Annotated in this window: 29 protein-coding genes; 11 read left to right on the top strand and 18 right to left on the bottom strand. The window is 73.4% G+C overall.

Annotation, left to right across the window (positions count from 1 at the left end):
• Window positions 1-104: 104 nt before the first annotated feature.
• Both ACZ3TI_RS27270 and ACZ3TI_RS27265 read right to left on the bottom strand, forming a co-directional pair.
• Window positions 105-635 carry a dihydrofolate reductase family protein gene (locus ACZ3TI_RS27270; protein WP_465730606.1) on the bottom strand — a complete coding sequence of 177 codons (531 nt, stop codon included), beginning with the start codon at window positions 633-635 and terminating at the stop codon, window positions 105-107.
• On the bottom strand, window positions 632-1,213 hold the full coding sequence (locus ACZ3TI_RS27265) for a TetR/AcrR family transcriptional regulator (RefSeq protein WP_465730604.1): 582 nt from the start codon (window positions 1,211-1,213) through the stop codon (window positions 632-634). The genes ACZ3TI_RS27270 and ACZ3TI_RS27265 overlap by 4 nt, the downstream gene beginning before the upstream one ends.
• A 168-nt stretch (window positions 1,214-1,381) precedes the next feature.
• Here ACZ3TI_RS27265 and ACZ3TI_RS27260 point away from each other — a divergent pair, with 168 nt between their 5' ends.
• From ACZ3TI_RS27260 to ACZ3TI_RS27240, 5 genes are all read left to right on the top strand, one after another.
• Window positions 1,382-2,932, top strand: a complete 1,551-nt coding sequence (locus ACZ3TI_RS27260; RefSeq protein WP_465730602.1) for an ATP-dependent DNA ligase — start codon at window positions 1,382-1,384, stop codon at window positions 2,930-2,932.
• 214 nt (window positions 2,933-3,146) lie between these two features.
• The gene (locus ACZ3TI_RS27255; RefSeq protein ID WP_465730600.1) at window positions 3,147-3,395 is read left to right on the top strand and encodes a ferredoxin; all 249 of its coding nucleotides are present in this window, start codon (window positions 3,147-3,149) and stop codon (window positions 3,393-3,395) included.
• Between the two features lie 122 nt (window positions 3,396-3,517).
• Window positions 3,518-4,699 (top strand): cytochrome P450, encoded by a 1,182-nt coding sequence (locus ACZ3TI_RS27250; protein WP_465730907.1) that lies wholly within the window; start codon window positions 3,518-3,520, stop codon window positions 4,697-4,699.
• A gap of 161 nt (window positions 4,700-4,860) precedes the next feature.
• Window positions 4,861-5,025 carry a hypothetical protein gene (locus ACZ3TI_RS27245; protein WP_465730598.1) on the top strand — a complete coding sequence of 55 codons (165 nt, stop codon included), beginning with the start codon at window positions 4,861-4,863 and terminating at the stop codon, window positions 5,023-5,025.
• Window positions 5,026-5,131: 106 nt separating this feature from the next.
• Entirely contained in the window at window positions 5,132-5,470 is a 339-nt protein-coding gene (locus ACZ3TI_RS27240) for a hypothetical protein (protein ID WP_465730596.1), read from the top strand.
• A gap of 16 nt (window positions 5,471-5,486) precedes the next feature.
• On the opposite strand, the gene ACZ3TI_RS27235 is transcribed toward ACZ3TI_RS27240, so the two are convergent.
• From ACZ3TI_RS27235 to ACZ3TI_RS27220, 4 genes are all read right to left on the bottom strand, one after another.
• Window positions 5,487-6,425, bottom strand: coding sequence for a hypothetical protein (locus tag ACZ3TI_RS27235; protein ID WP_465730594.1), 939 nt, complete (start codon window positions 6,423-6,425; stop codon window positions 5,487-5,489).
• Between the two features lie 29 nt (window positions 6,426-6,454).
• Entirely contained in the window at window positions 6,455-6,775 is a 321-nt protein-coding gene (locus ACZ3TI_RS27230; protein ID WP_465730592.1) for a DUF427 domain-containing protein, read from the bottom strand.
• A gap of 69 nt (window positions 6,776-6,844) precedes the next feature.
• Window positions 6,845-7,081, bottom strand: a complete 237-nt coding sequence (locus tag ACZ3TI_RS27225) for a DUF6296 family protein (protein ID WP_465730590.1) — start codon at window positions 7,079-7,081, stop codon at window positions 6,845-6,847.
• A gap of 85 nt (window positions 7,082-7,166) precedes the next feature.
• Window positions 7,167-7,406 (bottom strand): DUF2277 domain-containing protein, encoded by a 240-nt coding sequence (locus ACZ3TI_RS27220; protein ID WP_465730588.1) that lies wholly within the window; start codon window positions 7,404-7,406, stop codon window positions 7,167-7,169.
• A gap of 173 nt (window positions 7,407-7,579) precedes the next feature.
• Between ACZ3TI_RS27220 and ACZ3TI_RS27215 the strand changes: the two genes are divergently transcribed.
• Window positions 7,580-8,434 (top strand): MFS transporter, encoded by an 855-nt coding sequence (locus ACZ3TI_RS27215; protein WP_465730586.1) that lies wholly within the window; start codon window positions 7,580-7,582, stop codon window positions 8,432-8,434.
• Here ACZ3TI_RS27215 and ACZ3TI_RS27210 read toward each other — a convergent pair.
• Window positions 8,370-8,897, bottom strand: coding sequence for a gamma carbonic anhydrase family protein (locus ACZ3TI_RS27210; RefSeq protein WP_465730584.1), 528 nt, complete (start codon window positions 8,895-8,897; stop codon window positions 8,370-8,372). The two genes, ACZ3TI_RS27215 and ACZ3TI_RS27210, sit on opposite strands and share 65 nt — an antisense overlap.
• A gap of 195 nt (window positions 8,898-9,092) precedes the next feature.
• Complete coding sequence (locus tag ACZ3TI_RS27205) at window positions 9,093-9,659, bottom strand: DJ-1/PfpI family protein (protein ID WP_465730582.1); 567 nt, start codon at window positions 9,657-9,659, stop codon at window positions 9,093-9,095.
• A 258-nt stretch (window positions 9,660-9,917) separates the two neighbouring features.
• On the opposite strand from ACZ3TI_RS27205, the gene ACZ3TI_RS27200 reads away from it, so the two are divergent.
• Both ACZ3TI_RS27200 and ACZ3TI_RS27195 read left to right on the top strand, forming a co-directional pair.
• Window positions 9,918-10,466, top strand: a complete 549-nt coding sequence (locus ACZ3TI_RS27200) for an RBBP9/YdeN family alpha/beta hydrolase (RefSeq protein WP_465730580.1) — start codon at window positions 9,918-9,920, stop codon at window positions 10,464-10,466.
• Between the two features lie 19 nt (window positions 10,467-10,485).
• Window positions 10,486-11,085: a hypothetical protein gene (locus tag ACZ3TI_RS27195; protein ID WP_465730578.1), complete on the top strand. Its 600-nt coding sequence runs from the start codon at window positions 10,486-10,488 to the stop codon at window positions 11,083-11,085.
• A 20-nt stretch (window positions 11,086-11,105) separates the two neighbouring features.
• On the opposite strand, the gene ACZ3TI_RS27190 is transcribed toward ACZ3TI_RS27195, so the two are convergent.
• From ACZ3TI_RS27190 to map, 6 genes are all read right to left on the bottom strand, one after another.
• Window positions 11,106-11,411: a hypothetical protein gene (locus ACZ3TI_RS27190; RefSeq protein WP_465730576.1), complete on the bottom strand. Its 306-nt coding sequence runs from the start codon at window positions 11,409-11,411 to the stop codon at window positions 11,106-11,108.
• Window positions 11,412-11,490: 79 nt separating this feature from the next.
• Window positions 11,491-13,800, bottom strand: a complete 2,310-nt coding sequence (locus tag ACZ3TI_RS27185; RefSeq protein ID WP_465730574.1) for a transglycosylase domain-containing protein — start codon at window positions 13,798-13,800, stop codon at window positions 11,491-11,493.
• A gap of 167 nt (window positions 13,801-13,967) precedes the next feature.
• Window positions 13,968-15,467 carry an alpha/beta hydrolase gene (locus tag ACZ3TI_RS27180; protein WP_465730572.1) on the bottom strand — a complete coding sequence of 500 codons (1,500 nt, stop codon included), beginning with the start codon at window positions 15,465-15,467 and terminating at the stop codon, window positions 13,968-13,970.
• Window positions 15,468-15,614: 147 nt separating this feature from the next.
• Window positions 15,615-16,040, bottom strand: coding sequence for an acyl-CoA thioesterase (locus ACZ3TI_RS27175; RefSeq protein ID WP_465730570.1), 426 nt, complete (start codon window positions 16,038-16,040; stop codon window positions 15,615-15,617).
• Window positions 16,041-16,101: 61 nt separating this feature from the next.
• Window positions 16,102-16,797: an HAD-IA family hydrolase gene (locus tag ACZ3TI_RS27170; protein ID WP_465730568.1), complete on the bottom strand. Its 696-nt coding sequence runs from the start codon at window positions 16,795-16,797 to the stop codon at window positions 16,102-16,104.
• A gap of 34 nt (window positions 16,798-16,831) precedes the next feature.
• On the bottom strand, window positions 16,832-17,599 hold the full coding sequence (map, locus tag ACZ3TI_RS27165) for a type I methionyl aminopeptidase (protein ID WP_465730566.1): 768 nt from the start codon (window positions 17,597-17,599) through the stop codon (window positions 16,832-16,834).
• A 439-nt stretch (window positions 17,600-18,038) separates the two neighbouring features.
• Here map and ACZ3TI_RS27160 point away from each other — a divergent pair, with 439 nt between their 5' ends.
• Both ACZ3TI_RS27160 and ACZ3TI_RS27155 read left to right on the top strand, forming a co-directional pair.
• On the top strand, window positions 18,039-18,518 hold the full coding sequence (locus tag ACZ3TI_RS27160; protein ID WP_465730564.1) for an LppU/SCO3897 family protein: 480 nt from the start codon (window positions 18,039-18,041) through the stop codon (window positions 18,516-18,518).
• 31 nt (window positions 18,519-18,549) lie between these two features.
• Window positions 18,550-18,828 (top strand): helix-turn-helix domain-containing protein, encoded by a 279-nt coding sequence (locus ACZ3TI_RS27155; RefSeq protein ID WP_465730562.1) that lies wholly within the window; start codon window positions 18,550-18,552, stop codon window positions 18,826-18,828.
• A gap of 67 nt (window positions 18,829-18,895) precedes the next feature.
• On the opposite strand, the gene ACZ3TI_RS27150 is transcribed toward ACZ3TI_RS27155, so the two are convergent.
• From ACZ3TI_RS27150 to ACZ3TI_RS27140, 3 genes are all read right to left on the bottom strand, one after another.
• Window positions 18,896-20,293: an ABC transporter substrate-binding protein gene (locus ACZ3TI_RS27150; protein WP_465730560.1), complete on the bottom strand. Its 1,398-nt coding sequence runs from the start codon at window positions 20,291-20,293 to the stop codon at window positions 18,896-18,898.
• A gap of 74 nt (window positions 20,294-20,367) precedes the next feature.
• Window positions 20,368-21,261 carry a carbohydrate ABC transporter permease gene (locus tag ACZ3TI_RS27145; RefSeq protein ID WP_465730558.1) on the bottom strand — a complete coding sequence of 298 codons (894 nt, stop codon included), beginning with the start codon at window positions 21,259-21,261 and terminating at the stop codon, window positions 20,368-20,370.
• Window positions 21,258-22,178, bottom strand: coding sequence for a carbohydrate ABC transporter permease (locus ACZ3TI_RS27140; protein WP_465730556.1), 921 nt, complete (start codon window positions 22,176-22,178; stop codon window positions 21,258-21,260). Before ACZ3TI_RS27140 ends, ACZ3TI_RS27145 begins: the two co-directional genes overlap by 4 nt.
• Before the next feature lie 280 nt (window positions 22,179-22,458).
• On the opposite strand from ACZ3TI_RS27140, the gene ACZ3TI_RS27135 reads away from it, so the two are divergent.
• The gene (locus ACZ3TI_RS27135; protein WP_465730554.1) at window positions 22,459-23,112 is read left to right on the top strand and encodes an SMI1/KNR4 family protein; all 654 of its coding nucleotides are present in this window, start codon (window positions 22,459-22,461) and stop codon (window positions 23,110-23,112) included.
• An 83-nt stretch (window positions 23,113-23,195) separates the two neighbouring features.
• Here ACZ3TI_RS27135 and ACZ3TI_RS27130 read toward each other — a convergent pair whose 3' ends face one another.
• On the bottom strand, window positions 23,196-23,957 hold the full coding sequence (locus ACZ3TI_RS27130; RefSeq protein WP_465730552.1) for an SDR family NAD(P)-dependent oxidoreductase: 762 nt from the start codon (window positions 23,955-23,957) through the stop codon (window positions 23,196-23,198).
• Window positions 23,958-23,968 lie beyond the last annotated feature (11 nt).

The raw sequence follows: 23,968 nt of genomic DNA, 5'->3' as shown, positions 1-23,968 counted from the left end.
CCTCCACCCCGGCCAAGATCGGCAGCCCCGCACTCCACTGCGGCACTTGGAAGGCGGCCGGCACCGGGCCGACCCGTGGGGCGCGCCGACCCGTGGGGCGTGCGCTACTTCTCCACGGTGTAGCGCAGCTGCGCGAAGCCGCCGCCCGCGTCGGCGGCCGACTCCAGGCGCAGCGGGACGTCCTCGAGCAGCTCGCCGAAGAGCCGGTGGCCGGCGCCGATGAGGACCGGGGCGACGCTGATGATGAACCTGTCGACGCGTCCGGCGCGGATGAAGCCCTGGATCAGCCGTCCGCCGTCGGGGTAGACGTGCTCGATGCCGCGCTCGTCGAGGTCGGCGAGGAGTCCGTCCAGGTCGCGGTAGACGGTGACGCGCGGGTCGGCGTCCTCGGGGAGGATGGTGCTCAGGACGCCGACGTGCCGGTCGCCGTAGTGCCAGTTCTCCTCGCCGAAGCCGACGACCTTGTCGTAGGTGTTGCGACCCATGACCACGGCGTCGACCGTGTCGAGGAACTCGAGGAAGCCCAGGTCGCCGGCCTGTTCGCCGCGCGAGGTCAGCCATGCGATGTCGTCGTCGGGCCGGGCGATGTAGCCGTCGAGGCTGGTGCCGATGAAGACGGTGGCGGTGAAGGTCACGGTGTCCTCCGGAGCAGGTGGTCGAGGTCGTCGTGGAGCAGGGCTGCGGGGTCGCCGTCGCCGGTGAGGGCCCAGCGCAGCAGCGAGCCGTCCGTGGTGATCCTGACGGCGCGCGCCAGGCGCGGCACGTCCGTACCGGGCGGGAGTTCGCCGCACGTGACCGCGTCGGTGAGCAGCTTCCGCAGTGCCGCGTCTGCCGCGTGGGTGTGCGCGGCGGCGTGGACGCGGAATTCGGGATCGGCGAGGTCGAGCTGGAGCATGCCGAGGTGGTTGGCCATCTCCTCGGGCGTGGACATGTGACCGGCGAACTCCTCGGCGACGGCGTGCAGCGCCGCCAGCGGGGAGTCGTGCGCGGCCCGCGCCCTCCGGTAGGGCTCGGCGGCGTTCGCGGCGACGTCCGCGGCGAACGCCAGCAGCAGGCCCCGCTTCGACCCGAAGCGCTGCGACAGCGTCGCCGGGGAGACTCCGGCCTCGGCACCGACGTGCGCCAGGGTGAGCCGGCCGGGGCCGTGCGCGCCGATGGCACGCGCGGTGGCGGCGAGGATCTCGGCGTCGCTGGTGGTGCGTGGTCGTGGCATGGCTCCTCCGTTCGCGACCGACCATAGCACGTTAGTAAATGGCTATTCATTTATTAATGGGAGCCTCCCGGGGGCGCGCACCAGGGGCCGCGGGCTCCGCCAGGCCCGACCCGCCCCTCGTGCAGCGCGTGGAGCGGGCGCGGATGCTGGGGAGGAGGAGGTGGCGGCGTGGCCGGATTGCGGCGGTTGGCGGAGGTGTCGCGGGCGGTGGCGGCGGACCCCGGGCGGCGGGCGAAGACGGGGCTGCTGGCCGGGTGCCTGCGGGAGTTGGGGGCGCAGGAGGCGCCGGCGGCGGTGGCGCTGCTGTCCGGGGAGTCACAGCGCTTGCGGACGGGCGTCGGACCGGCGGCGCTGCGGGGGTTGCCGGGGCCGGCCGCGGAGGCCTCGCTCGGGGTGCGGGAGGTCGAGCGGGAGCTGGAGCGGATCGCGGGGGTGCACGGGGCCGGGGCGCAGGCGGAGCGGCGACGGTTGCTGCACGGGCTGTTCGCCCGGGCGACCGGGGTGGAGCAGGGGTTCCTGCGGGCGGTGCTGGTCGGGGACCTGCGACAGGGGGCGCTGGACGCGGTGGTCGGGGACGCCGTGGCGCAGGCGGCGGGGGTGTCGGCGGTGGCGGTGCGGCGGGCGCTGATGTTCCGAGGCTCGGCCCGCGCGGTGGCGCAGGCGGCGCTGACCGGCGGGGAGGATGCCCTGGCCGCGTTCCGGCTGGAGGTCGGGCGGCCGGTGCGCCCGATGCTGGCCGCCTCCGCGCCGGACGTGGCCTCGGCGCTGGAACGCACCGGACCGGCCGCGCTGGAGTGGAAGCTGGACGGGATCCGGGTGCAGGTGCACCGGGCCGGCGACGAGGTCGCGGTCTTCACCCGCAGCCTGGACGACATCACCGCGCGCGTCCCCGAGGTGGCGGAGGCCGCGCTCGCGCTGCCGCTGCGCTCGGCGGTGCTGGACGGCGAGGCGATCGCGCTGGGCGCGGACGGGCGCCCGCGCCCGTTCCAGGAGACCGCCGCGCGCACCGCCGCCCGGCGGGATCCGGAGCGGCTGCGCACCGAAGTCCCGCTCAGCGTCTGCTTCTTCGACCTGCTGCACCGGGACGGCGAGGACCTGGTGGACCGTCCGGGCCGGGAGCGCTGGACGGCGCTGGCCGAGGCGGTGCCGTCGGACCTGCGGGTGGCGCACACCGAGACCGGGGACCACGAGCGGGCACTGGCCTTCTTCCGCGACACCCTGGCCCTCGGCCACGAGGGCGTGCTGGTCAAGGACCCGGCAGCCCCGTACGCGGCCGGGCGGCGCGGCATCGGCTGGATCAAGGTGAAGCCTCGGCACACCCTCGACCTGGTCGTGCTGGCCGCCGAGTGGGGTAGCGGTCGGCGGCACGGCTTCCTCAGCAACCTGCACCTGGGCGCCCGGGCGGCGGGCGAGCCGGGGCTCGGCCCGTGGGTGATGCTCGGCAAGACCTTCAAGGGCCTCACCGACGAGACGCTCGCCTGGCAGACCGCCGAACTGCTGGCCCGGGAGACCGAGCGGGACGCCTGGACGGTGCGGGTCCGCCCGGAGCTGGTGGTCGAGATCGCCTTCGACGGGCTGCAGCGCAGCCCCCGCTACCCGGCCGGCCTCGCCCTGCGGTTCGCCCGGGTGGTGCGCTACCGGCCGGACAAGAGCGCCGCCGAGGCGGACACCGTCGCGACGGTTCAGGAGATCGCCGCCGCCGAGGGGCTGTCGCCCTGAACCGGCCCCGAGCCGGCGGCAGCCGCGCTTGACCGGGCGACGCCGATTCAAACCTGCCGCGCCGCCCGCATCCTCCGACAGGGGCCGAATCGGCCATTCTCGACCATCCCGTCACGGCACCATCCGTGGACGGAGCAGCGGCGGTTAGGTTGGCAATGACAACGAGAGGCCGCCGCCGGGCAGCCGGCGGCGCACTGGCGAGAGGTGCCCGACCATGCAGGTGAGCGTCGACCGGGACCGCTGCTGCAGCTCCGGGATGTGCGTCACGAACGTCCCCGACGTCTTCGACCAGGACGACCAGGACAGTCTGGTGAGACTCCGTCAAACCACCTTCGAGCCCGAGCAGTTCGCCGACCTGCGGTTGGCCGCCCAGCTCTGCCCCGGCGGCGCGATCACCGTCACCGAGGACGAGCCCGCCCAGGACGAGCCCACCGGCGTCGGGCCCGCCGAGGTCGACGGCTGAGGACCGCGGCCGCGCCCGAGGACGCCGACGGAACGCCGGTCACCACCCACCCCCCACCGGAGAACACCGCCACGCGAGGAGACCCCGCCTTGACGAGCACACCCACCGCCCCCGCCGTCCCGATGCCGGCCCCGCACTCCGCCGTCTGCCCGTTCAGCCCGCCGCCCGCGTACACCGAGGCCGCCGCCACCGGTGTCCTCGCCCGCGCCGTCCTGCCCGGGGGCGAGCCCTGCTGGCTGGCCACCGGCTACGCCGAGGTCCGCACCGTCCTGTCCGACCGCCGCTTCAGCGCCGACGTGCGCCACCCGAACTTCCCGCTCCTGCTCCCCGGCCGCCGGGAGATCCTCGCCCAGAACCCGAGCTTCCTGCGGCTGGACGACCCCGAGCACGCCCGGCTGCGCCGGATGGTCACCGGGGACTTCCTGGTCAAGCGGGTCGAGGCGATGCGCCCGGCCGTCCAGCGGATCGTCGACGAGGCACTGGACCGGATGACCGCAGGCCGTACGGAGGCCGACCTGGTCACCGACTTCGCGCTGCCCGTCCCCTCGCTGGTGATCTGCCTGCTGCTGGGCGTCCCGTACGAGGACCGCGAGTTCTTCCAGAGCATCAGCCGGACGCTGCTCAGCAACAACAGCACCCTGGAGAAGCTCTCCGACGCCCAGAACGAGCTGCTGGACTACCTGAGCGGGCTGGCGGCCCGCAAGCGGGAGCAGCCGGAGGACGACATCCTCAGCCGCCTCGCCGCACGCGACGACCTGACCGCGCGCGACGTCGCCGGCACCGGCATCCTGCTGCTGATCGCCGGGCACGAGACCACCGCGAACATGATCTCGCTCTCCACCGCCCTGCTCCTGGACCGGCCCGAGCAGACCGCCCGGTTCGCCGACCCGGCCGCGGTGCCCGGCGCGGTGGAGGAGCTGCTGCGCCACCTCACCATCGTGCACAGCGGGCTGCCCCGGGTGGCCCTGGAGGACGTGGAGCTCGGCGGCACCGTGGTCAGGGCCGGGGAGGGCGTGATCGCGATGCTCTCCACCGCCAACCGGGACGAGTCGGTGTTCGGCGGCGCCGACCGGCAGTCCGTCGACGAGCTGGACGTGGACCGGGACGCCCGGCGGCACATGGCCTTCGGCTTCGGCGTGCACCAGTGCCTCGGCCAGCCGCTGGCCCGCGCCGAGCTGCAGATCGCCCTGGCCACCCTGTTCCGGCGGCTGCCCGGGCTGCGACTGGCGGTCCCCCGCGAGGACCTGGCGTTCCGCACGGACTCGTTCATCTACGGCATGAGGTCGCTGCCCGTGACCTGGTGACCCCGCCCGGTCGGGACCCGGGTGCGGGAGTACCGGGCGCCGGTCACCCGGCTGGCCCCGGCGCCGGGGCGGGGGCAGGCTGGAAGGGCGAAGAGAGACACCCGGCCCAGCCGCGCCGCCGGCCCGGCGTGCCCGGACCGGCCGAGGAGACGGAGCCCGCGATGACCGACATGAGCGAACGGGCCGAAGTGAGCACCGACCGCGACGAGGACATCCGCGCCGCAGACCCCGAAGAGGGCATCACCTCGATGCAGAACCTGCACGCGCAGGACACCTCCCAGGCTGAGGGCGACCCCATCCTGGACGAATCCGGCCGACTCGACTGACCATCCGCCGTACGCACTGACCGACCGCCCGGTGGGACCGGGCGGTCGCCGCGACCGCAGGTGTCGCTGCCCGGTTGGCGACCGACCAGCGGGAGAGGATAGGCGCATGACCGAACACGACCAAGGCAATCAGCAGGCCCGGCCGCCCGCGGACCCGCGCGCGTCGTGGGCGACCTGGACCACCCAGTCGATCATCAGCGGCCCCGGCGGGGTCACCACCGCCGAGGTCGGCCCGATCTCCGGCGACCTCACCATCCACACCACCTGGGTGGACGGCGAGGTACGGCTGACCGTCCAGTACACCGGTGCGCTGGACTGGTACACGGTGGCCGGCAGTCCGGTGCCGGCCGCCGACGAGATCACGGCGCGGGCGCTCCACCAGGCGATGGTGAACGGCGTCAAGGCGGGCCGCGGCGCGGGTGCGCCGTCGCCGCCGACGCTCTAGCCGGGGGCGCGGAGCTCTACTCCGGCCCACCCTCCACCGCGGGCGGCTCGCCTTTCACCACGGGCGTGTCGCCCTTCGCCACGGGCGTGTCGCCTTTCGCCACGGGCGCGGCCGCGGCCCAGTAGGCGCGGTCCGCCGACGGGCGGGAGCGCAGGTCCGCCCGGACCTCGTCGGCCAGCCGGCCGGTGTCGCGCCGGTTCATGGTGGCGCCGATGCCCGCGCCGACCAGCAGCGGGATCAGCACGGGCAGGTGGCGCAGCGAGCTGCGGGTGAGTCGGCGGCGCACCTGCCGGCGCACCTCCGCGCTGACCGCCAGCGCGGCGAAGCCCGCCGGGCGGACCAGCAGGGACGCGTCGATCCCGCGGCGGTTGGCCCAGGCGCCGAGGTAGGCCCCGGCGCGCTGCGCGGGTCGGCCCTGGGCCGGGGCACCGTAGACCTCGTGCAGCTCGGCGATCAGCTTGATCTCCACGGCCGCGACCGCGAGCGTCTCGGCGGCGATCTGCGCCGGCATCGCGAGTGGCACCGGCATCATCGCGGCCGCGCCGACACCCGCGCCGAGCGCGCCGGAGGCCCGGACGGCGCCGGTGACCAGCAGGTCGGCGAGCCGCTCCGGCGAGTCCGCGCCCGGGTGCTGAGCCCGCAGCGTGGCGAGGTTGCGTACCGGGATCCGCGGGGCGGCCCGCACCAGCTGTTCGGTCAGGGCCCTGCTGCCGGACGTGGCGCCCCGGGTGGCGGCCCGCCCGCGACTGCCGAGCCGCCGCGCGGTGTGCAGCACCAGGGCCCGGCCGCGGCCGCGCTCCTTCTCGGCGTAATCGGCGTACTCGGCGACCGGGACGTGGTCGACGGGCCGCTCGGACTCCTCGACCAGCTCGGCGAGCTGCTCGGCCAGGTTCGGCTCGGGGGACGGCGGCCCGGGGTTCGGCCGGGAGCGCCCCGGTCTACGGAAGACTGCCATGGGGATCTCCTACCCCCTCGGTCGGAGCGCTACGCGGTGCCCCCCGCCGACCCGGTGGCCTCCACCGACTCCGTGACCTCCACCCCGCGCCAGAACGCGACCCGCCCGCGCACGTGCTCGGCCTCGGGCTTCGGGTCGGTGTAGAACCAGGCGGCGTCGGGGTTGGTCCGCCCGTCCACCTCCAGGGTGTGGTACTCGGCGGTGCCCTTCCAGCCGCACACCGTGGTGGTCTCGGAGGGCCGCAGGTACTCGGTGCGGACCGATTCTGCCGGGAAGTAGTGGTTTCCCTCGACGACGACCGTGTCCTCGCTCTCGGCGATGACGACGCCCTGCCAACTCGCTGTGATCATGCGGTGATTGTGCCCGAGGAGTGGTCTCCGCGACCAGTGCTCCGCGACCGGTGCACCGGGGCCCCGCGGTCAGGGCAGCGGGTGGGCGTGGACCGGCAGGTGCGGGGTCTGGTGGCCGCCGCTGGCCAGCATCCGGACCTCGCCGGAGTCGCTGATCTCGGCCCGGACGATGCCGCTCTCGTCCTCGTACACCGGGTGGCCGCCCGGGCCGGTCGCGCTGGTGCGGGTGACCACGACGACGTCCTGCGGGGCCTGGGTACCGGGGGTGCCGGGGAAGGTGAGGGCGTAACGCTTGGCTGGGTTCATCACCGGCTCCTGCTCCCTGTCGGCGGACGTCCGCGGACGTCCGCTTCGGTCCACGGACGTCCGTTCCGGGTCCGCGTCGGTCCTGTCACCCGGCGGCGGCCTCGGCGGTCCGGGCGTGCGAGCCGCGGACCTCCAGCTCGCCGAGCAGCCGGGCGGTGGCCTCGGCAACCGCGTCCACGGCCCGGTCGAAGGCCTCCCGGTTGTGCGCCGCCGGGGCGCGGAAGCCGGAGACCTTGCGGACGTACTGCAGCGCGGCGGCGCGGAAGTCGTCCTCGTCGGCGTCGGGTGTGACGGGCGGTCGCAGCGTCTTGATGTTGCGGCACATGCACCCAGTCTCGCGCGCGGAGGCCGGACTGGCGACCCCCTCCCGTCGCACGCACCTCACGGAGGCGTCATCCGACCGGATTAGGATTCCGGACGAACGAATTCGTCCGCCGTCATCCCCCTTCATCCGCCGCGCGCTCCCCCGGTCCTCGGCATCACCCCGGAGTCGTCCCCTTGCCTCTCGCGCTGCTCGCGCTGGCCGTCACCGCGTTCGCGATCGGCACCACCGAATTCGCCGCCATGGGTCTGCTCCCCCAGGTCGCCGGCAGCCTCCACGTCTCCATCCCGCAGGCCGGCTGGCTGATCTCGGCGTACGCGCTGGGGGTGGTGATCGGCGCGCCGTTGCTCACCGCGCTGGCCGCCGGACGGCCGCGCAAGGCGGTGCTGGTGGCGCTCGCCGGGCTGTTCGCGACTGGCAACCTGCTCTGCGCGCTGGCGCCGGACTTCTGGACGCTGGCCGCTGCGCGGCTGGTCACCGGGCTGCCGCACGGGGCCTTCTTCGGGGCGGGCGCGGTGGCCGCGGCCGAGCTGGTCGCTCCGGACCGGCGGGCCCGGGCGGTGGCCGTGATGTTCTCCGGGCTGACCGTGGCCAACATCGTCGGCGTCCCGGCCGCCACCCTGCTCGGCCAGCACCTGGGCTGGCGGGCGACCATGCTGGTGGTCGTGCTGATCGCGGCCGCCGGCACGCTCGCCATCGCCAGGCTGGTGCCCGCGCTGCCCTCCCCCGCCCAGTCCGGGCTCGGGCACGAGCTGCGGGCCTTCCGCAGCGGGCAGCTGTGGCTGGCGCTCGCCACCGTGGTGTTGGGCTGCGGCGGCTTCTTCGCCTGCTACTCCTACATCGCGCCGCTGCTCACGGGCCTGGCCGCCTCGGGCGCGCTGCTCGCGGTGCTCGCCTGGGCCGCCGACCGGCGGCGGCCCGCACCCGCGGTCACGGAGCCGGCCACCCTCCTCCCGACCCCCGCCTCTAGTGAACCTCGATCTCCCGGTGGGCCCCGGCGAGCAGCTGGTAGCCCTCGCCGTTGGCCTTGATGCCCGTCCGCTCCTCCTCGCTCAGCTCCCGGCGGACCTTCGCCGGGACGCCCGCGACCAGCGAGCCGGGCGGGACGACCATGCCCTGCGGGACGACCGCCCCGGCCGCGACCAGCGAGCCGGCGCCGATCCGGGCGCCGTTCAGCACGGTGGCGTTCATCCCCACCAGCACGTCGTCCTCGACGGTACAGCCGTGCAGCACCGCGTTGTGGCCGACCGAGATCCGCTCGCCGACCACCAGCGGGAAGCCGGGGTCCGCGTGCAGGGTGCAGTTGTCCTGGATGTTGCTGCCGGCGCCGACGCTGATGGACTCGGCGTCGCCGCGCAGCACCGCGCCGTACCAGACGCTCGCGCCCGCTCCGACGGTCACGTCCCCGACCACGACGGCGTTCGGTGCGAGGAAGGCGCTCGGGTCGACCGCGGGCACCTTGCCCCCGACTGCGGCGATCAGCGGTTCTGCCATGGCTCGTCCTCCTGTTGACGCTCAGCCGTACCGGCGTACGACCCGCCGGTCAGCGTAGAAGGTCGGCCTCCGGCGCCGGGACGGGAGGGGACGGCGGTGGCGGTTGGGGTCCCGCAGGGACGGTGACCGGACAGCCCCGGAGCCGTACCCCGAGGCGGTTCAGGGTACGGCTCCGGGCCCGGGCAGGCGGGCCGGTCAGGCGACCGGGGCGTGCTTGCGCAGGACCTCGATGAAGGCGCGCAGCCACGCCGGGTGGTCGGGCCAGGCGCGGGCCGAGACGACCACGCCGTCCACCACGGCCTCGCCGTCGACGAACTCGGCGCCCGCGGCCTTGATGTCCGGGGCCAGCGCCGGGTAGGCGGAGGTGCGGCGGCCGTCCAGGACCCCGGCGGCGGCGGTGATCAGCGGGCCGTGGCAGATCTGCGCGACGGGCTTGTCCCCGGCGAGGAAGTGCTGCACGATCCGCTGCACGTCCGGGTCGTTGCGCAGGTACTCGGGGGCGCGGCCGCCGGGGATGACCAGGGCCACGTAGTCGGCCGGGTCGACGTCGGCGAAGGCGATGTCGGCGGGCCAGGTGTAGCCGGGCTTCTCGGTGTACGTGTCGTAGCCCTCGACGAAGTCGTGCACCACGAACTGCAGGCGCTTCTTGGTCGGTGCCGCGATGTCGACCTGGTAGCCCTCCTCGCGCAGTCGCTGGTACGGGTAGAACACCTCCAGCGACTCGGCGGCGTCCCCGGTGACGAGCAGGATCCTCGATGCCATCGCCGACATCCCTCCATGTGATCGAGCGTCAGGTCCGTTGCGGGCCGGGGGTGGTGACGACCGCCCGGGGCCCGGTCCAACCTCCCGTACCCGTCGCACCGTTGGCAACAGGGCGCACCGGGCGTACGGCGGCGCATACGGAAGTGCGCACGCCGGTTGCGGGGAGTGCGCGCCGGGTGAACCGCCCGGCTGCTGCGTCCGGCGGCCCGCGCCCTAGACTCCTGCTGCCCACGATCGACCTTCACCCGGAGGAGCCCGATGCCGGACCGCACCACCTACCTCGTCCTCCCCGGCTACCAGAATTCGGGTCCCGAGCACTGGCAGACCCACTGGGAGGCCGCCGAGCCGGAGACCTTCCGCCGGGTCGAGCAGGCGGACTGGGACCACCCGGAGCGCGAGGACTGGGTGGCCCGGGTGGACGCGGCGGTGGCGGCGGCCGCCGCCGAGGGCCCGGTGGTGCTGGTCGCCCACAGCCTGGGCTGCGTCACGGCCGCCCGCTGGGTGGCCTCCGCGACCGCCGAGCAGCTCGCCGCCGTGCGCGGCGCGCTGCTGGTCGCCCCGGCCGACATCGACACCGCGGAGGTGCCGGAGCTGGTGGACTTCCGCCCGGTGGCGCTGGAGCCCTTCCCGTTCCCGACCGTGGTGGTCGCCTCGACCGACGACCCGTGGGTCTCCCCCGAGCGGGCCCGCGCCTTCGCCGCGGCCTGGGGCGCCCGGTACGTCGAGCAGGGCGCGCACGGGCACCTCAACTCCGACTCCGGACTGGGCGACTGGCCGGAGGGCCGCAAACTGCTCGCCGAGCTGTGACACCGTGATCGGGGGGACGATGGACAAGCGCACGTCCCGGACCAGGCGCGTCCTGGTCCGGATGCTGGCGGCCGGCGGGCTGGCCGCCGTCCTGCTGTACACCGAGGGGCAGTGGGAGAGCCGCTCGGGCGGCCGGATGCTGGTCGCCGACCTGCTCAACCGGCCCGAACTGCTGCTCGGCGCGGCGCTGGCGGCGCTGATCGCCGCCGCCTGGCTGGGGGACCTGCGCGTCGCCGCGCTGCGCACCGCCACCCGGACGGTCACGGTGACCGCGGGGGTGGTGTTCCTGCTCGGCTCGCTGGCCGCGCACAAGGTGTCGGCGGCCGAGACCCGCAGCCGGGAGACCGCCCCGGCCGGGGCGGAACGGGCGCTGGTGGTGGTGCACCGCTCGTATGCCACCGGGCCGGCCCCGGGCGAGCACTGGCAGGTGTTCCTGGAGTCCGGCGAGGGCTGGGAGGCGCGGCGCTGGTCGCTGGCCGACATCGGCGGGGGCCCGGACGACGCCCGGCTGGTGGAGGCGAGCTGGACCGGGCGGGAGCAGATCACCGTGGTGACCGACTCCTACCGGCGGGTGTTCAACCTCGACCAGGACAGCGGCGAGCCGCTCGAGGCCCGGTAGCGCGGCTCATGCAGCCCGGTTCATGCGAGCCCCAAGGCGTGGGCGGCGAGTGCCAGCAGTACGGCGTTGCCTGCCGTGCCCAGGGCGGTGGCGGACAGGAAGCGGGCCGCGGTGCCGTCCGGGAACGGGTTGAGGGTCATCGCGGACAGGAAGCCCGGCATCGTCCAGACCACCGCCGTCCACTGCCACGCCGTGCCCTCGACGCGGGACGGGCCCCGGTCGGCGCGCAGCTCGTGTGCGGCGGCGAGGCCGATCGCCAGCGAGCCGGCCAGGTAGCCGATCGAGGGGCAGAGGACGGCGGGGACGCCGAGGATGCTGTGCGGCATGGCGCCATCGTCCGTCGACGCGCCGCGGCCCCGCATGAGTACGGGTACTCAGACGGGGCCGGGCTTCGCGGGGCGTCGGCTACTGGTCCTCGGCGTCCGAGGGGGCGGACGGCGGTGTCGGGGTGGTCGGGGCGGAGCGGCCGGTGGGGTTGGTGCCGCGCGGCTTGCCCGGGCTGCCGGTGGCGGGGGCGCCGGTGCAGGTGACCGAGCTCGGCGAGCCGCTGGAGGTGGTGCAGCCGGGGTCGCGCTTGGGCGGGTCCGGGATGTAGACGGTGGTGAAGTCCTTCTCCGGCATGGCCCGGACCGCGTCGCTCATCGCCTTCTGCCAGATCGGCCCCGGGCCGGTCGCACCGAACACCTCGGCCTGGTACTTGCCGCCGATCCGGATGTTGCGCATCGGCACCTTGGTGCCCGGGCTGCCCAGCCAGACCGAGCCGGCCAGGTTGCCCGTGTAGCCGGTGAACCAGGCCGACTTCTTCTCGTCCGTGGTACCGGTCTTGCCCGCGATCTGGCGGCCGTCGTCCAGGCCGAGGTCCCGCGCGGTGCCGCCCTTCTCGGTCACCCCGAGCAGCACGCTGTTGATCACGTCGGCGGTGTCCTCGGACATCGCCCGGGTGCACCGGCTCTCCGGCACCGGCACGTCCTTGCCGTCCACCGTGGTGATCCGGTTGATCGCCATCGGCGCGCAGTAGCTGCCCCGGGCGGCGAAGGTCGCGTACACGTTGGCCATGGTCAGCGGGCTGACCTCCTGGGTGCCGAGGCCGAGCGCGGGCACCTCCTGCAGCGCCGAGCCGTCCGCCTTGCCCGCCACGCCCAGCTTGTTGGCCATCTGCTTGACCGCGCAGAGGCCGATCTCCTGCTCCATCTGCACGAAGTAGGTGTTCACCGAGAGCGCCATCGCCTGCTTGAGCTCGTACGGGCCCTTCTCGGACTCGGACTCGTTGGGGATCGTCCCCTCCTTCTTGCCCTTGCTGAGGTTCTTCCAGGTGCCGTCGCAGGTCTTCATCGTCGGCCAGTCCATGCGGTTCGGGGAGTCGTACCGCTGGGTGGACGACAGGCCCGCCTCCAGCGCGGCGGCGGCCACGATCGGCTTGAAGTTGGAGCCGGGCTGGAAGCCGATGCCCCCGCCCATCACCGCGTCCACGTTGTAGTTGACGACGGTCTCGTTCTTCTCCTTCTCCAGGCCGTACGGGCGGGTCTGCGCCATCGCCAGGATCTTGCCGCTGCCGGGCTCGACCATCGTCATCGCGGCCGAGACCGGGTCGGTGACGAACACCTTGGTGGAGACGGCGTTCTGGGCGGCGGCCTGCTTGTCCGGGTCCAGCGTGGTGTAGATGTTCAGACCGCCGGTGTCCCACAGCTTCTTGCGCTCGGCCGCGCTCTTGCCGAACGCCGGGTCCTGCTTCACCACGTGGCGCACGTAGTCGCAGAAGAAGCCCATCCCGGCCTGGGCGGTGATGCAGCCGTTCTGCGGGTCCTTGTAGGCCAGGCCCAGCGGTGCGGCCTTCGCCTCCTTCGCCTGCTCCGCGGTGATGTGCTTGCTCTCCACCATCTTGTCGATGACGGTGTCGCGGCGCCGCTGGGCGGCCACCGGGTGCAGCTTCGGGTCGTACTGGGAGGGGTTCTGCACCAGCCCGGCGAGCATCGCCGCCTCGGGCAGGGTCAGGTCCTTGGCGTCCTTGCTGAAGTAGCGCTGCGCGGCGGCCTGGATGCCGTACGCCTGGTGGCCGTAGAAGGTGATGTTCAGGTAGTTGGTGAGGATCTGCTCCTTGGTCAGGTCCTCCTCCAGCTTGATGGCGTACCGGAGTTCCTGGATCTTGCGGCCGAGCGTCTTGCGCTGCGCCTCGCGCACCGCCTCCGGGTCGTCGCCAGCCTTCTCCACATTGACGTTCTTCACGTACTGCTGGGTCAGGGTGGAGGCGCCCTGGACGGTGGCACCGCTCTCGGCGTTCTTGGTGACGGCCCGCAGGATGCCCTTGAGGTCCACCGCTCCGTGCTCGTAGAAGCGGGAGTCCTCGATGTCCACCTGCGCCTGGCGGATCAGCGGGGACATCTGGTCGGCGGTGAGGACGGTGCGGTCCCGCTCGTAGACCTTGGCGATCAGGCCGCCGCTCGCGTCGAAGATCTGGGTGGCCTGGGTGAGCGGCGGGGTCTTGAAGTCGTCGGGGATGCTCTCGAAGCCCTCGGCGCCGCTCTTCGCCCCGAGCCCCACCGCACCCGCCGCCGGGAGGATCAGCCCCGCCAGCAGCACACCGCCGAGGACGCTGGCGCCGAGGAACCTGGTCGCGTGGCCCAGGAGTCCGAGCGGAGTCTCACGGCGCCTCGGGCGCGGCACCCAAGTGTCGCCCGGGTCCGGGGCGGATATGCGACGGCGGCTCTTCGGTGACATAGTTCGAACATTAAGGCCGTCAACACGCCTTGCGGGCTGGGTGTCGGCGAAGGATTGTCACAAAATCGCGACAGATTCGACTCATTCACGAGGGTCGAACGGACGTGCACGCAGGAACAAGGGCCGTTCGTCCACGGCCCGTTGACCCCGCGCGCCGCCGCTCCCGCTCACTGCGCCGGGCAGGACACGTCCTTCGCCGGCCGGCGGCCGGTGACCAGGAAGTCCGTCACCACCGCGTCGCCGCAGGCGTTCCCGTTGGCGACGTAGACGTCGTGGCCGCCGGAGTCCACCGTCACCATCCGGGCCCGCTCCCCGAACGCCGCCCGCAGCTTGAGCGCGCCGGTGTACGGGGTGGCGGGGTCGCGCAGGTTCTGGGCCAGCAGGATGTTCGCCGGGCCGCGGTCGGTCACCTTCACCGGCGGCTCGGCGGGGGCGAACGGCCAGAAGGCGCAGGGCATCACGTTCACCGGCATGCCGGCGGTGAGCGGACGGGCGGCGCGGTCGGCGGCGACGTCCTTGGCGTACGCGGCCGGGTCGGTGGGCCAGCTCACGTCGTTGCACAGGGTGCCGACCGAGACGGCGATGGTGTTCTGCACCGCCTGCTCCGGCGGCAGCACCGGGGCGGGCAGCGGGCGACGACCGAGACCGGCCAGCATCAGCCGCGCCAGGTCCGGGAACTTGGCGTCCGCGTACAGGCTCTCCAGCATGGTCTCGCGCAGCACGTTGCCGTTCAGCTCCGCCGGGTTGGCGCCGGGCCAGGGCAGCGGCGACCGGTCGAGGCGGGCGGCGAGGTCCAGGAAGAGCGGGCGGACCTCCTCGGCGGTGTCCGCGACCCGGTCCGGATTGCCCGGCGCGGAGGCCCACTTGGCGAAGTCCGGGAAGCGGTCCTCGGCGCCCCGGCCGAAGGCGGCGAGCCAGCCGCGCTCCACCCGGGTCGGGTCCGGGTCGTCGTTGCTGTCCAGCACGATCCGGTCGGTCCGCTGGGGGAACATCGTGGCGTAGACGGCGCCCGCGTAGGTGCCGTACGAGGTGCCCCAGGCGGAGAGGCGGTGCTCGCCGAGGGCCCGGCGGATGCTGTCGATGTCCCGCGCCTCGTTCACCGTGGAGATGCTGCGCAGCACCGGTCCGCCGTTGCGGGCGCAGGCCTCGGCGACGCGGCGCCCGGTGGTGAGGTTCTCGTCGATCGAGCCGTCGGCGGCGGGCCAGGGACGCAGCTTGACCATCGCCAGGTCGTCGTGGTCCAGGCCGCAGCTGACCGGGGTGGAGCGGCCGACGCCGCGCGGATCGAAGCCGACCAGGTCGAAACGGTCCAGGACGGACTGCGGCAGGCGCCCGGCGGCGCTGCTGGGGACGTTCAGGCCGGAGCCGCCCGGACCACCCGGGATGGTCAGCAGGACACCGTGGCGCAGGGCCGGTTTCGCGGCCGGGATGCGGGAGATCGCGAGGGTGATCTGCTTGCCGTGCGGGTCGCGGTAGTCCAGCGGGACGGTGACGTCGGCGCACTGCTGGCGCGGGTCCGCCTTCCCTCCGCAGGCGGACCAGGCGAGGCGGTCCTTCCCGGCGGCGGGGGCGTCGGCGGCGACGGCGGGCAGGGCGGTCAGCGCGGTGGCGGCGAGGGCGGCGGCCGCGGTCGCGGCGGCGGTGGCGGTGATCGTGTTCTTCGGCATGCCCAAGAGTCTGCTGTGGACGGGGTGTTCGGGCCCATCCGGGCAGCGGGCCGGTCGGAGGTGGGGAAAACCCCCGCCCGCCGGTGGAGGCCGCAGCCGGGTGCGGCCTCCGGTGGTCGAGATCGGGGTGGTTCTCCGGAAGGGGCGTCAGAGGCCGAGCAGGGCCGGGTCGGAGGCGAGGGCGCGCAGCGGCTCGCGCGGGTCGGCGACCAGCCTGCGCTCGGCCAGGTCGAGGATGCCGCCCACGCCGGTGAGCTCGGCGGCGAGTACGCCGTCCTCGCGGACCAGCCGCTGCACCACCTGGAAGGTCTTGCCGTCGCGCCAGGCGAACGAGCAGCTGACGTCCACCGAGTCGCCCGCGCGCAGCTCCCGCAGGTACTTGATCGTGGTCTCCAGGACGACCGGGCCCACGCCCTTGGAGACCAGGTCGGCCTGGCGGATCCCGGCCGCCTGCAGGTACTCCCAGCGGGCGTGCTCGGCGTACTGGAGGTAGACGGCCTGGTTGAGGTGGCCCTGGCTGTCGGTCTCGTACCCGCGGACGGTGATGCGGGTGGTGAAGTCCTGATCGGTCATGCCCCGCACGCTACTCCGGGCGACGGGGCGCCACCTCGTGTCCTCCGTCACCCCGGACCGGTCAGTCCGGAAGTGTCGCGAGCAGCGGTGCGAGGGCGTTCGGGCGCTGGTAGACGGGCAGGTGGTCGACGGGGTGGAAGACGCAGCCGAGCGCGGTCGCGCCGCCGTCGCAGGTCCGGTCGTCACCCACCATCAGCACGTCGGCCGGGGCGAGGCCGAGCCGGGCGCAGGCGGTCTCGAAGATCAGCGGGTCGGGCTTCTGGGCGCCCACCTCGTAGGACAGGACGTAGGTGTCGACCAGCTCGTCCAGGCTGTGGGCGCGGAAGACCGGGCGCGGGTCCCAGCCGATGTTGCTCACCACGGCGACCGGGACGCCCCGGCGGCGCAGCTCGCGCAGCACGGGGGCGACGTCCGGGTACGGGCGCCAACTGGCGGGCGCCATGTGGGTCTCGTAGAGGGCGTCCACGTCGACGACGGCGGGCGGGGCCGCGGCGCGGGTCAGCGCGGTGTACGCGGCGCGGTGCAGTTCGGGGGTCAAGTCCCGGGTGTCCCAGGCCTGCTGGACCTCGGACGGGATCCGGCGCGGCGGCACGCCGCCGGGCAGTGCGCCGAACTCCTCCAGTCGGTGGACCAGTTCGGGCAGGGCGTCGGCGGGCAGGGCAAGGCCGCTGGCGGCGGCGTAGGCCGCCAGCCACTCGGCGGTGGAGACCACCCGGAAGAGGGTCCCTGAGAAATCGAACATCACGCCTTTGGTCATGGCGTCGAGCTTAGGCCGGTGTCCGCGGGCGGCTTCAGCGGAGGGTGAGGATGCGGGGGCCGTCCTCGGTGATCGCGACGGTGTGCTCGATGTGGGCGGCGCGCGTGCCGTCGGTGGTGCGCAGGGTCCAGCCGTCCGGATCGGTGTCGTAGTCGTCGCGGCCGCCGGCGGTGAGCATCGGTTCGATGGCCAGCACCAGGCCCGGGCGCAGCGGGTAACCCCGGCCCGGGCGGCCGGTGTTGGACACGTGCGGGTCCTCGTGCATGCGGCGGCCGATGCCGTGTCCGCCGTAGCCCTCCGGCGTGCCGTACCGCCCGGCGCGGACGACGCGGCCGATGGCGTGGGAGATGTCGCCGGTCCGGTTGCCGACGACGGCGGCGGCGATGCCGGCCTCCAGGGCGCGCTGGGTGGCGTCGATCAGTGCGGTGTCCTCGGGACGGGCGGTGCCGACGGTGAAGCTCACGGCGGCGTCACCGGCCCAACCGTCCAGGATCGCACCGCAGTCGATGCTCACCAGGTCGCCGTCGCACAGCCGGTAGCCGTTCGGGATGCCGTGCACGACCGCGTCGTTGACCGAGGCGCAGATGACGGCGGGGAAGGGGACGGGGGCGAAGGACGGGCGGTAGCCGAGGAAGGGCGAGCTCGCCCCGGCCCCGTCCAGTACGCCCCGCGCCACCTCGTCCAGCTCCGACAGGCTGACGCCGACCGCCGCCGCCTCCCGCACGGCGGCCAGCGCGTCGGCCACCACCCGCCCCGCCTCGCGCATCGCCTCGAGGGCTGCGTCCGACTTGATTTCGACCATGGTGAACCACTCCCCTGGATCCAATTCTTATACCGGTATTTGTATCACGGTCGCGATGATGGGTGCGCTGTGCGGGGGCACGGCAGGTGGCGGCGCCGCGAGGCAGCGCGCCGCAGCGATGGGCGCAGCCAGGGGGCGCAGCGGCAGGGGGTGCGCGCAGGGGTGGCGGCGTGGTGCGGCTCGGCGCGGGCTGGCGGAGGGGTGCGGCCGGCAAGATCCGGAAGAGCGTGAGCGGCGACCTGCGACGCGGTGGGCTCCTTCGGGGTGCGGCGTTCGGTACGTCCCCCCAAGGACGGTTCGGGCGGTGGCGGGGTTCCTGACCTGGGCGCCTTCCCGATCCCGCCGCTCGGCCCCGTCCGGCTGCCCGTGGGGCGCGGTCGCTCCGCGATCCGCTAGTGTTCGGCGGCGCAATCCGATGATCTGACCATGAGGAACCCACGTGACGACCCCGCCGACCGCCCCCGCCGACGAGACCGCGAGACCTGCCGAGCCGCTCGCCCAGGAGCCCTGGGGTGCCGGAATCCCCGCCCCTGCCGAGCCCTCGCGGCTGCGCCGGATCGTCCGCCGCGTCGGGGCACCGCTCCTCTTCGTCGTTGTGATCGCCGTCGGCCTGGTGGTCGCCGGCCAGGTCAGGAAGTCCGAGCCGGCGGCCGCGCAGGTCGGCGACTGCGTGCGCGACCTCGGCAGCGGGTCCAAGCCGAAGATGGAGCTCGTGGGCTGCACCAAGCCCAACGCCGACTTCAAGATCACCAAGGTCTCCCACGACGGTGACGCCAAGCACGCCTGCGACTCGGAGCCGGAGGACGTCTTCGGCTCCTACAGCGAGGAGCGCAGCAGCACCATCGTCATCCTCTGTCTGGCCCTGAACCCCGACCGGCCGGGCGGCAAGGCCGACCTGCCCAAGTGGCCCGAGCAGTAGGGCGTGACCGCGCCGCAGTAGACTCGGCGCCATGGTGAGGACTCCGCTGACCCCGTGGGAGCGCGAGCGTGGCGAGCGCTTCGGGGCGCTGCTGCGCGAGGCGCGCGGTGAACGCAGCATGGTCGAGGTGGCGGCGGTGGCCGGTGTCTCGGCGGAGACGCTGCGCAAGATCGAGACGGGACGGGCACCGACGCCGTCCTTCTTCACCATCGTGGCGCTGGCCTTCGCGCTCGACCTGTCCCTGGACGAACTCGCCTCCGCCTGCGCGCTCCCGGAGGACGGCGAGCAGGGCGAGGCACTCTCGGCATGACGGGCGACGGCCCGCCCGGCGCCTGGTGCGCGGGGCGGGCCGTCTGCCCGGTCACGGCCGCGGCAGGTCAGCCGACCGAGCTGTTGTAGCTCTCGATCGCCGGCTGCAGCTCCTTGGCGGCGTCGGCCAGCGCCTGCTGGGCCGGCTTGCTGCCCGAGATGGTCTGCTCGATCGCGGTCTCCACACCCTTGCGGGCCTGCGGCATCACGCCGAGCAGGCAGCCGGCGGTGGCCGGGGTGGGCTTGGTGGCCTTCAGCTGGTCGATCGCGGTCTGGAACTGCGGGTACTTGGCCACCCACTCCTTGTCCTTGGGGTCGTCCAGGGACTTCTTGTTGACCGGGAAGTAGCCGGTGCCGGTGTGCCAGACGGCCTGCTGCTCCGGGGCGGTCACGAACTTCTCGAACTCCCAGGCGGCACGCTTCTCGGCGTCCGAGTGGCCGGGGCCGCTGATCCACAGCGAGGCGCCGCCGATCACCGGGCCGCCCTGGTCGGCGGCGGTGACCTTCGGGAAGGCCGCGGTGCCGACGCCGAACTTCGCCGCCTCGGTGTAGCCGCGCAGCACGCCGGTGGACTCCAGGTGCATCGCGACCGTGCCGGCCTTGAAGGCGGCCTGGGCGTCGTCGGTGGTGCGGCCGGTGTTGGCCGCGTAGCCGCCCTTGACCAGGTCGGCCCACCACTGGACGATCCGGGCGCCCTGGGCGGAGTCGAACACGACCTTGCCCGCCTTGTTGCTGCGGCCGTTGTCGTTGTCGCAGTACATGGTGCCGGACTCGGCCAGCAGCTGCTCGACGAACCAGCCGTAGATGGCGGCGCCGAAGCCATAGCGGACGGTCTTGCCGTCGGCGTCCTTCTTGGTCAGCTTCTTCGCCAGCTCGCCCAGCTCGTCCAGGTCCTTCGGCGCCTGCGCCGGGTCGAGGCCGGCCTCCTTGAAGGCGTCGGTGTTCAGGTAGAGCAGCGGCATCGAGGAGTTGAACGGCATCGACTGGAGCTTGCCGCCGACCGAGTAGTAGTTGCGGATGTTGGCGTCCAGGTCGTCCAGCGCGTAGGCGTCCTTGTCGGCGAAGGCCTGGGCGGGGACGGTCTGCTTGGAGTCGATCATGAAGCGGGTGCCGATGTCGTAGACCTGCACCAGCGCGGGGGTGCCCTTCTGCTGCACCGCGGCCTTGTACTTGGTGACGAGCTCGTCGTACTTGCCCTGGAACTGCGCCTTGACCTCGATCTTGCCCTGGTGCGCGGCGTTGAACTGGTTGACCAGCCCGGTGAGGACCTCGGCGTTCTTGCCGGTCATGGAGTGCCAGAACTCGACGGCGGTGACGCCGGAGGCCTGGTCGAGCGCCTGGGCACCGGGCGCGGCGGCGTCGTTGGAGCCGCCGGAGCCGGACCCGAAGTCGCCGGAGGAGCTGCAGGCGGTCAGGGACAGGCCGGCCACCAGCAGGGCCGCGAGCGCGCGTGCACTCTTCTTCACGAGGGTTCTCTCTCTGGTCGGAGGGGACGGGCGTGGACGGGACGGGACGGGCAGAGCGTGGCCGGCACGGACGGTCAGCGCACCGCGCCCGCGGTGAGGCCGCGGACGATGAAGCGCTGGCCGAAGACCACCAGGGCGAGGGTGGGCAGCAGGGAGAGCACGACGCCGGCCAGGATCAGCCCGGGGTCGGCCATCTCGGAGTCGCGCAGCGAGGTGAGGCCGATCTGCAGGGTCTGCATGTTCGCCGTGCGGGTGATGATCAGCGGCCAGAAGTACTGGTTCCAGGCCGACAGGAACACGTAGATCGACAGCGCGGCGAGCGCGGGCTTGTTGAGCGGGACGACGATCCGCCACAGGAAGCGCCAGTGCCCGGCGCCGTCGATCCGGGCCGCGTCGCGCAGTTCGCCGGGCAGCTGGCGAAAGGCCTGGCGCAGCATGAAGGTGCCGAAGCCGGAGGCGAGGAAGGGCAGCACCAGGCCGAAGTATGTGTTGCCGAGCCCCCAGCCGGACAGCGTCAGGTAGTTGGGGATGATGATGGCCTCCCACGGGACCATCAGGGTCGCCAGGAACACCCCGAACACCGCGGCCCGCGCCTTCAGTGGCAGGAAGACGAAGGCGTACGCGGCCAGGATCGAGGTGAACAGCTGGGCGAGGGTGATGACGGTCGCGACGACCGCCGAGTTGGCGTACTGGCGGGCCAGCGGGATCGCGTCCACGGCACCGGAGAAGTTCCGGCCGGTGACCGAGTGCGGCACCAACGCGGGCGGGTAGGAGGAGAGTTCGGACGGGCCCATGAAGGCGCCGGCGATCGCGTAGTACACCGGGAAGGCCACGGTGACGACGGCGACGGCGAGCAGCACGTAGACGGCGGCGCGGCCGAGCAGGTCGCGCGGGGAGCGCCCGGCGAGGACGCCGGTGCGCGGGCGGGGCGCCTCGGGCGCCTCGGCTCCGGTGGCGATGCTGGTCATGCGTAGTGCACCTTCCGCTCCAGGACGCCGAACTGGACGGCCGTACAGGCGAGGACGACCACGAGCAGCACCACGGCCTGGGCGCTCGCGGTACCGAAGTCGCTGGAGCCGTAGGCGAAGGCCTTCTCGTAGACGGAGTAGACGAGGGTCCGGGTGGAGCCGTCCGGCCCGCCCTTGGTGAGGATGTGGATCTGGCCGAAGCTCTGCAGCGCGTGGACGGTGGAGACCACGGTCAGGAAGAACAGGTGGGGGCCCAGCATCGGGACGGTGATCGAGCGGGCCAGCCGCAGGCCCGAGGCGCCGTCGATGCGGGCCGCCTCCACGATCTCGCCCGGGATCGAGCCGATGCCGGCGGAGAGCACCAGCACGTTGTAGCCGAGGTTCATCCAGACCGTGGTGACGGCCACCGAGACCAGCGCGTAGCGGGAGTCGGTCAGCCACCCGATCGGGCCGAGGCCGACGTGCGAGAGCAGGCCGTTGAGCACCCCGCTGGCGGGGTTGAAGAACACCGCGAAGACCACCGACGCGCTGGCCACCGAGAAGGCGAAGGGCAGCGCGAACGCGGAGCGCAGCAGCCGCACGCCCCGGATCCGGTTCTCCAGGAGCAGCACCAGCACCAGCGCGCCCAGCACTCCCGGCACCACGGTGAACAGCGTGAACAGCGCCGTGGTGCCGAGGGTGCGGCGGAAGTCCGCCGAGGCCAGCAGGTCGGTGTAGTGCTTCATCCCGATGTAGCGGGAGGGCGCGCCGAAGAGGTCGTTGGCGTGCCCGCTCAGGTAGATCGTCCGGCCCAGCGGGTAGCCGATGAAGAGGACGAAGACCACCAGGGAGGGCAGCAGGAAGGCCCAGGCGAGCCCGTGTTCGCCCCAGCGGCTTCGGGCGCCCGCGCGGGGCGCGGTGTGCGGTGCGGTCGGCATGCGGTGCGCGTCCGCCTTTCGTGATGTCGGTTCCGGCCGAAACCGTGTCTTGCCCACACGACGCGGCGGAAACCCCGTGGTGATCAACGGGTGTCGCCGGGCTTACGCGTTCGCGTCAGATTCGGCCGGTCACGGTCCGGTCGAGGTCCGGTCGTGTCCCGACGGGGTCGAGGCGGAATCGGACGGGCTCCCGGACGGCCGTCGAGCGGCTCACCGCCCTGTCGGAGGGGTGCCGTACGGTGCGCGGGTGGACGAAACGGAATTCGACATACGGGCCGCAATGGCCGAAAGTCAGCGCAGCCGCGCGGGCTCCTGGGCACTCGTCAGGGGCTTCGCCGCGTACTGGGGCGAGCCGCTGGGGCCGGACGACGGCTTCCCGGACGCCGAACTCGACGCGGCGGAGCAGCGGCTGGGCCTGCGGCTGCCGACGGCGCTGCGCGAGGCGTACCGGCTGTTCGGCCGGCGGGCGGACCTGACCAGCAACCAGGACGTGCTGCTGACGCCGGACGAGCTGTACGTGCTGGACGGCGCGCTGGTCTACCGGGCGGAGAACCAGGGCTGCGCGCACTGGGGCGTCCTGCTGGACGACCTCGACCGGGACGACCCGCCGACGGTCGCCCGACCGGACCTCGCGGACACGTCGCGGGAGCGCTGGGAGCCCTGGGAGGAACGCTTCTCGACGGCGGCGGCGGTGATGGCGATGGCGGAGAAGCTGCTGGAGGACCACGAGCTGACCGACTTCGTCGAGTCGGAGGACGGACTCCCGGACGGTTTCGAGGAGTTGCCCGCCCTCGGGCGGGGCTGTCGCTGGTACCGGGGGCCGGACGTGCTGGTCTCGGTGGTCGAGGACGCCTGGACGGCGGCCCGGGCACGCACCCCGGAGGCGCTGGAGGCGCTCTACGAGGCGGTGCCCGGGGACTGGCTGGGCGAGTGAGGGCGGCTGCGTTCCGGCCGTGAGCCGGGCTCAGGCCGTGGACCGGGCCCGGACGTGAACCCGGCTCAGGCCATGGGTCCGGCTCAGGCGGTGGAGCCGCCGTCCAGCACGAGATCGCTGCCGACGGTGTAGCCCGCCTCCTCCGAGGCCAGGTGGAGCACCGCGGCGGCGATCTCCGCCACCGCGCCCGCCCGGCCGACCGGGATGTCGGCCTTCATCCGCTCGGCCTTCTCGGTGGCGCTCTCGCCGGGCCGGCCCGACATGGGGGTGTCCACCGCCCCCGGGCTCACCGTGTTGATCCGCACGCCATCGGCGATGTGGTCGAGGGCGGCGGTGCGGGTCAGCACGGTGACGGCGGCCTTGCTGGCGGCGTAGGCCGCGAGGCCCGGGACCCGCTTGTGCGCACCCAGGTTGGACGAGACGTTGACGATCGCACCGCCGCCGTGGGCCCGCATGTGGCCGATCTGGTGCTTCATGGCGAGCAGGGTGCCGGTGACGTTGACGTCGAACACCTGCTGCCACGCGGCCGGGTCGATGTCGGCGACCGGGCCGATCGCGCCGAGCACCCCGGCGTTGTTGACGGCGACGTCCAGCCCGCCGAACCGCTCGACGGTCTCGCGGACCAGCCGGGCGGCGTCCTCGCCGTTCGTCACGTCACCGGTCAGCGCGACGGCCTTGCCACCGGCCTGCTCGATCAGCTCGACGGTCTCGGCGAGCGGGGCGGCGCCCCGGCCGGCGACCGCGACCCGGGCGCCCTCCCGGGCGAAGGCGAGCGCGATGGCCCGTCCGATGCCGCTGCCGCCGCCGGTGACCAGGACGGACTTGTCGGCGAAACGCGTGGTCATGATGTGAACTC

It is taken from the genome of Kitasatospora sp. NPDC023120 (assembly GCF_055560835.1).
Note: the sequence above shows the minus strand (reverse complement) of the source record. Positions and strands in the feature narration are given on the sequence as shown.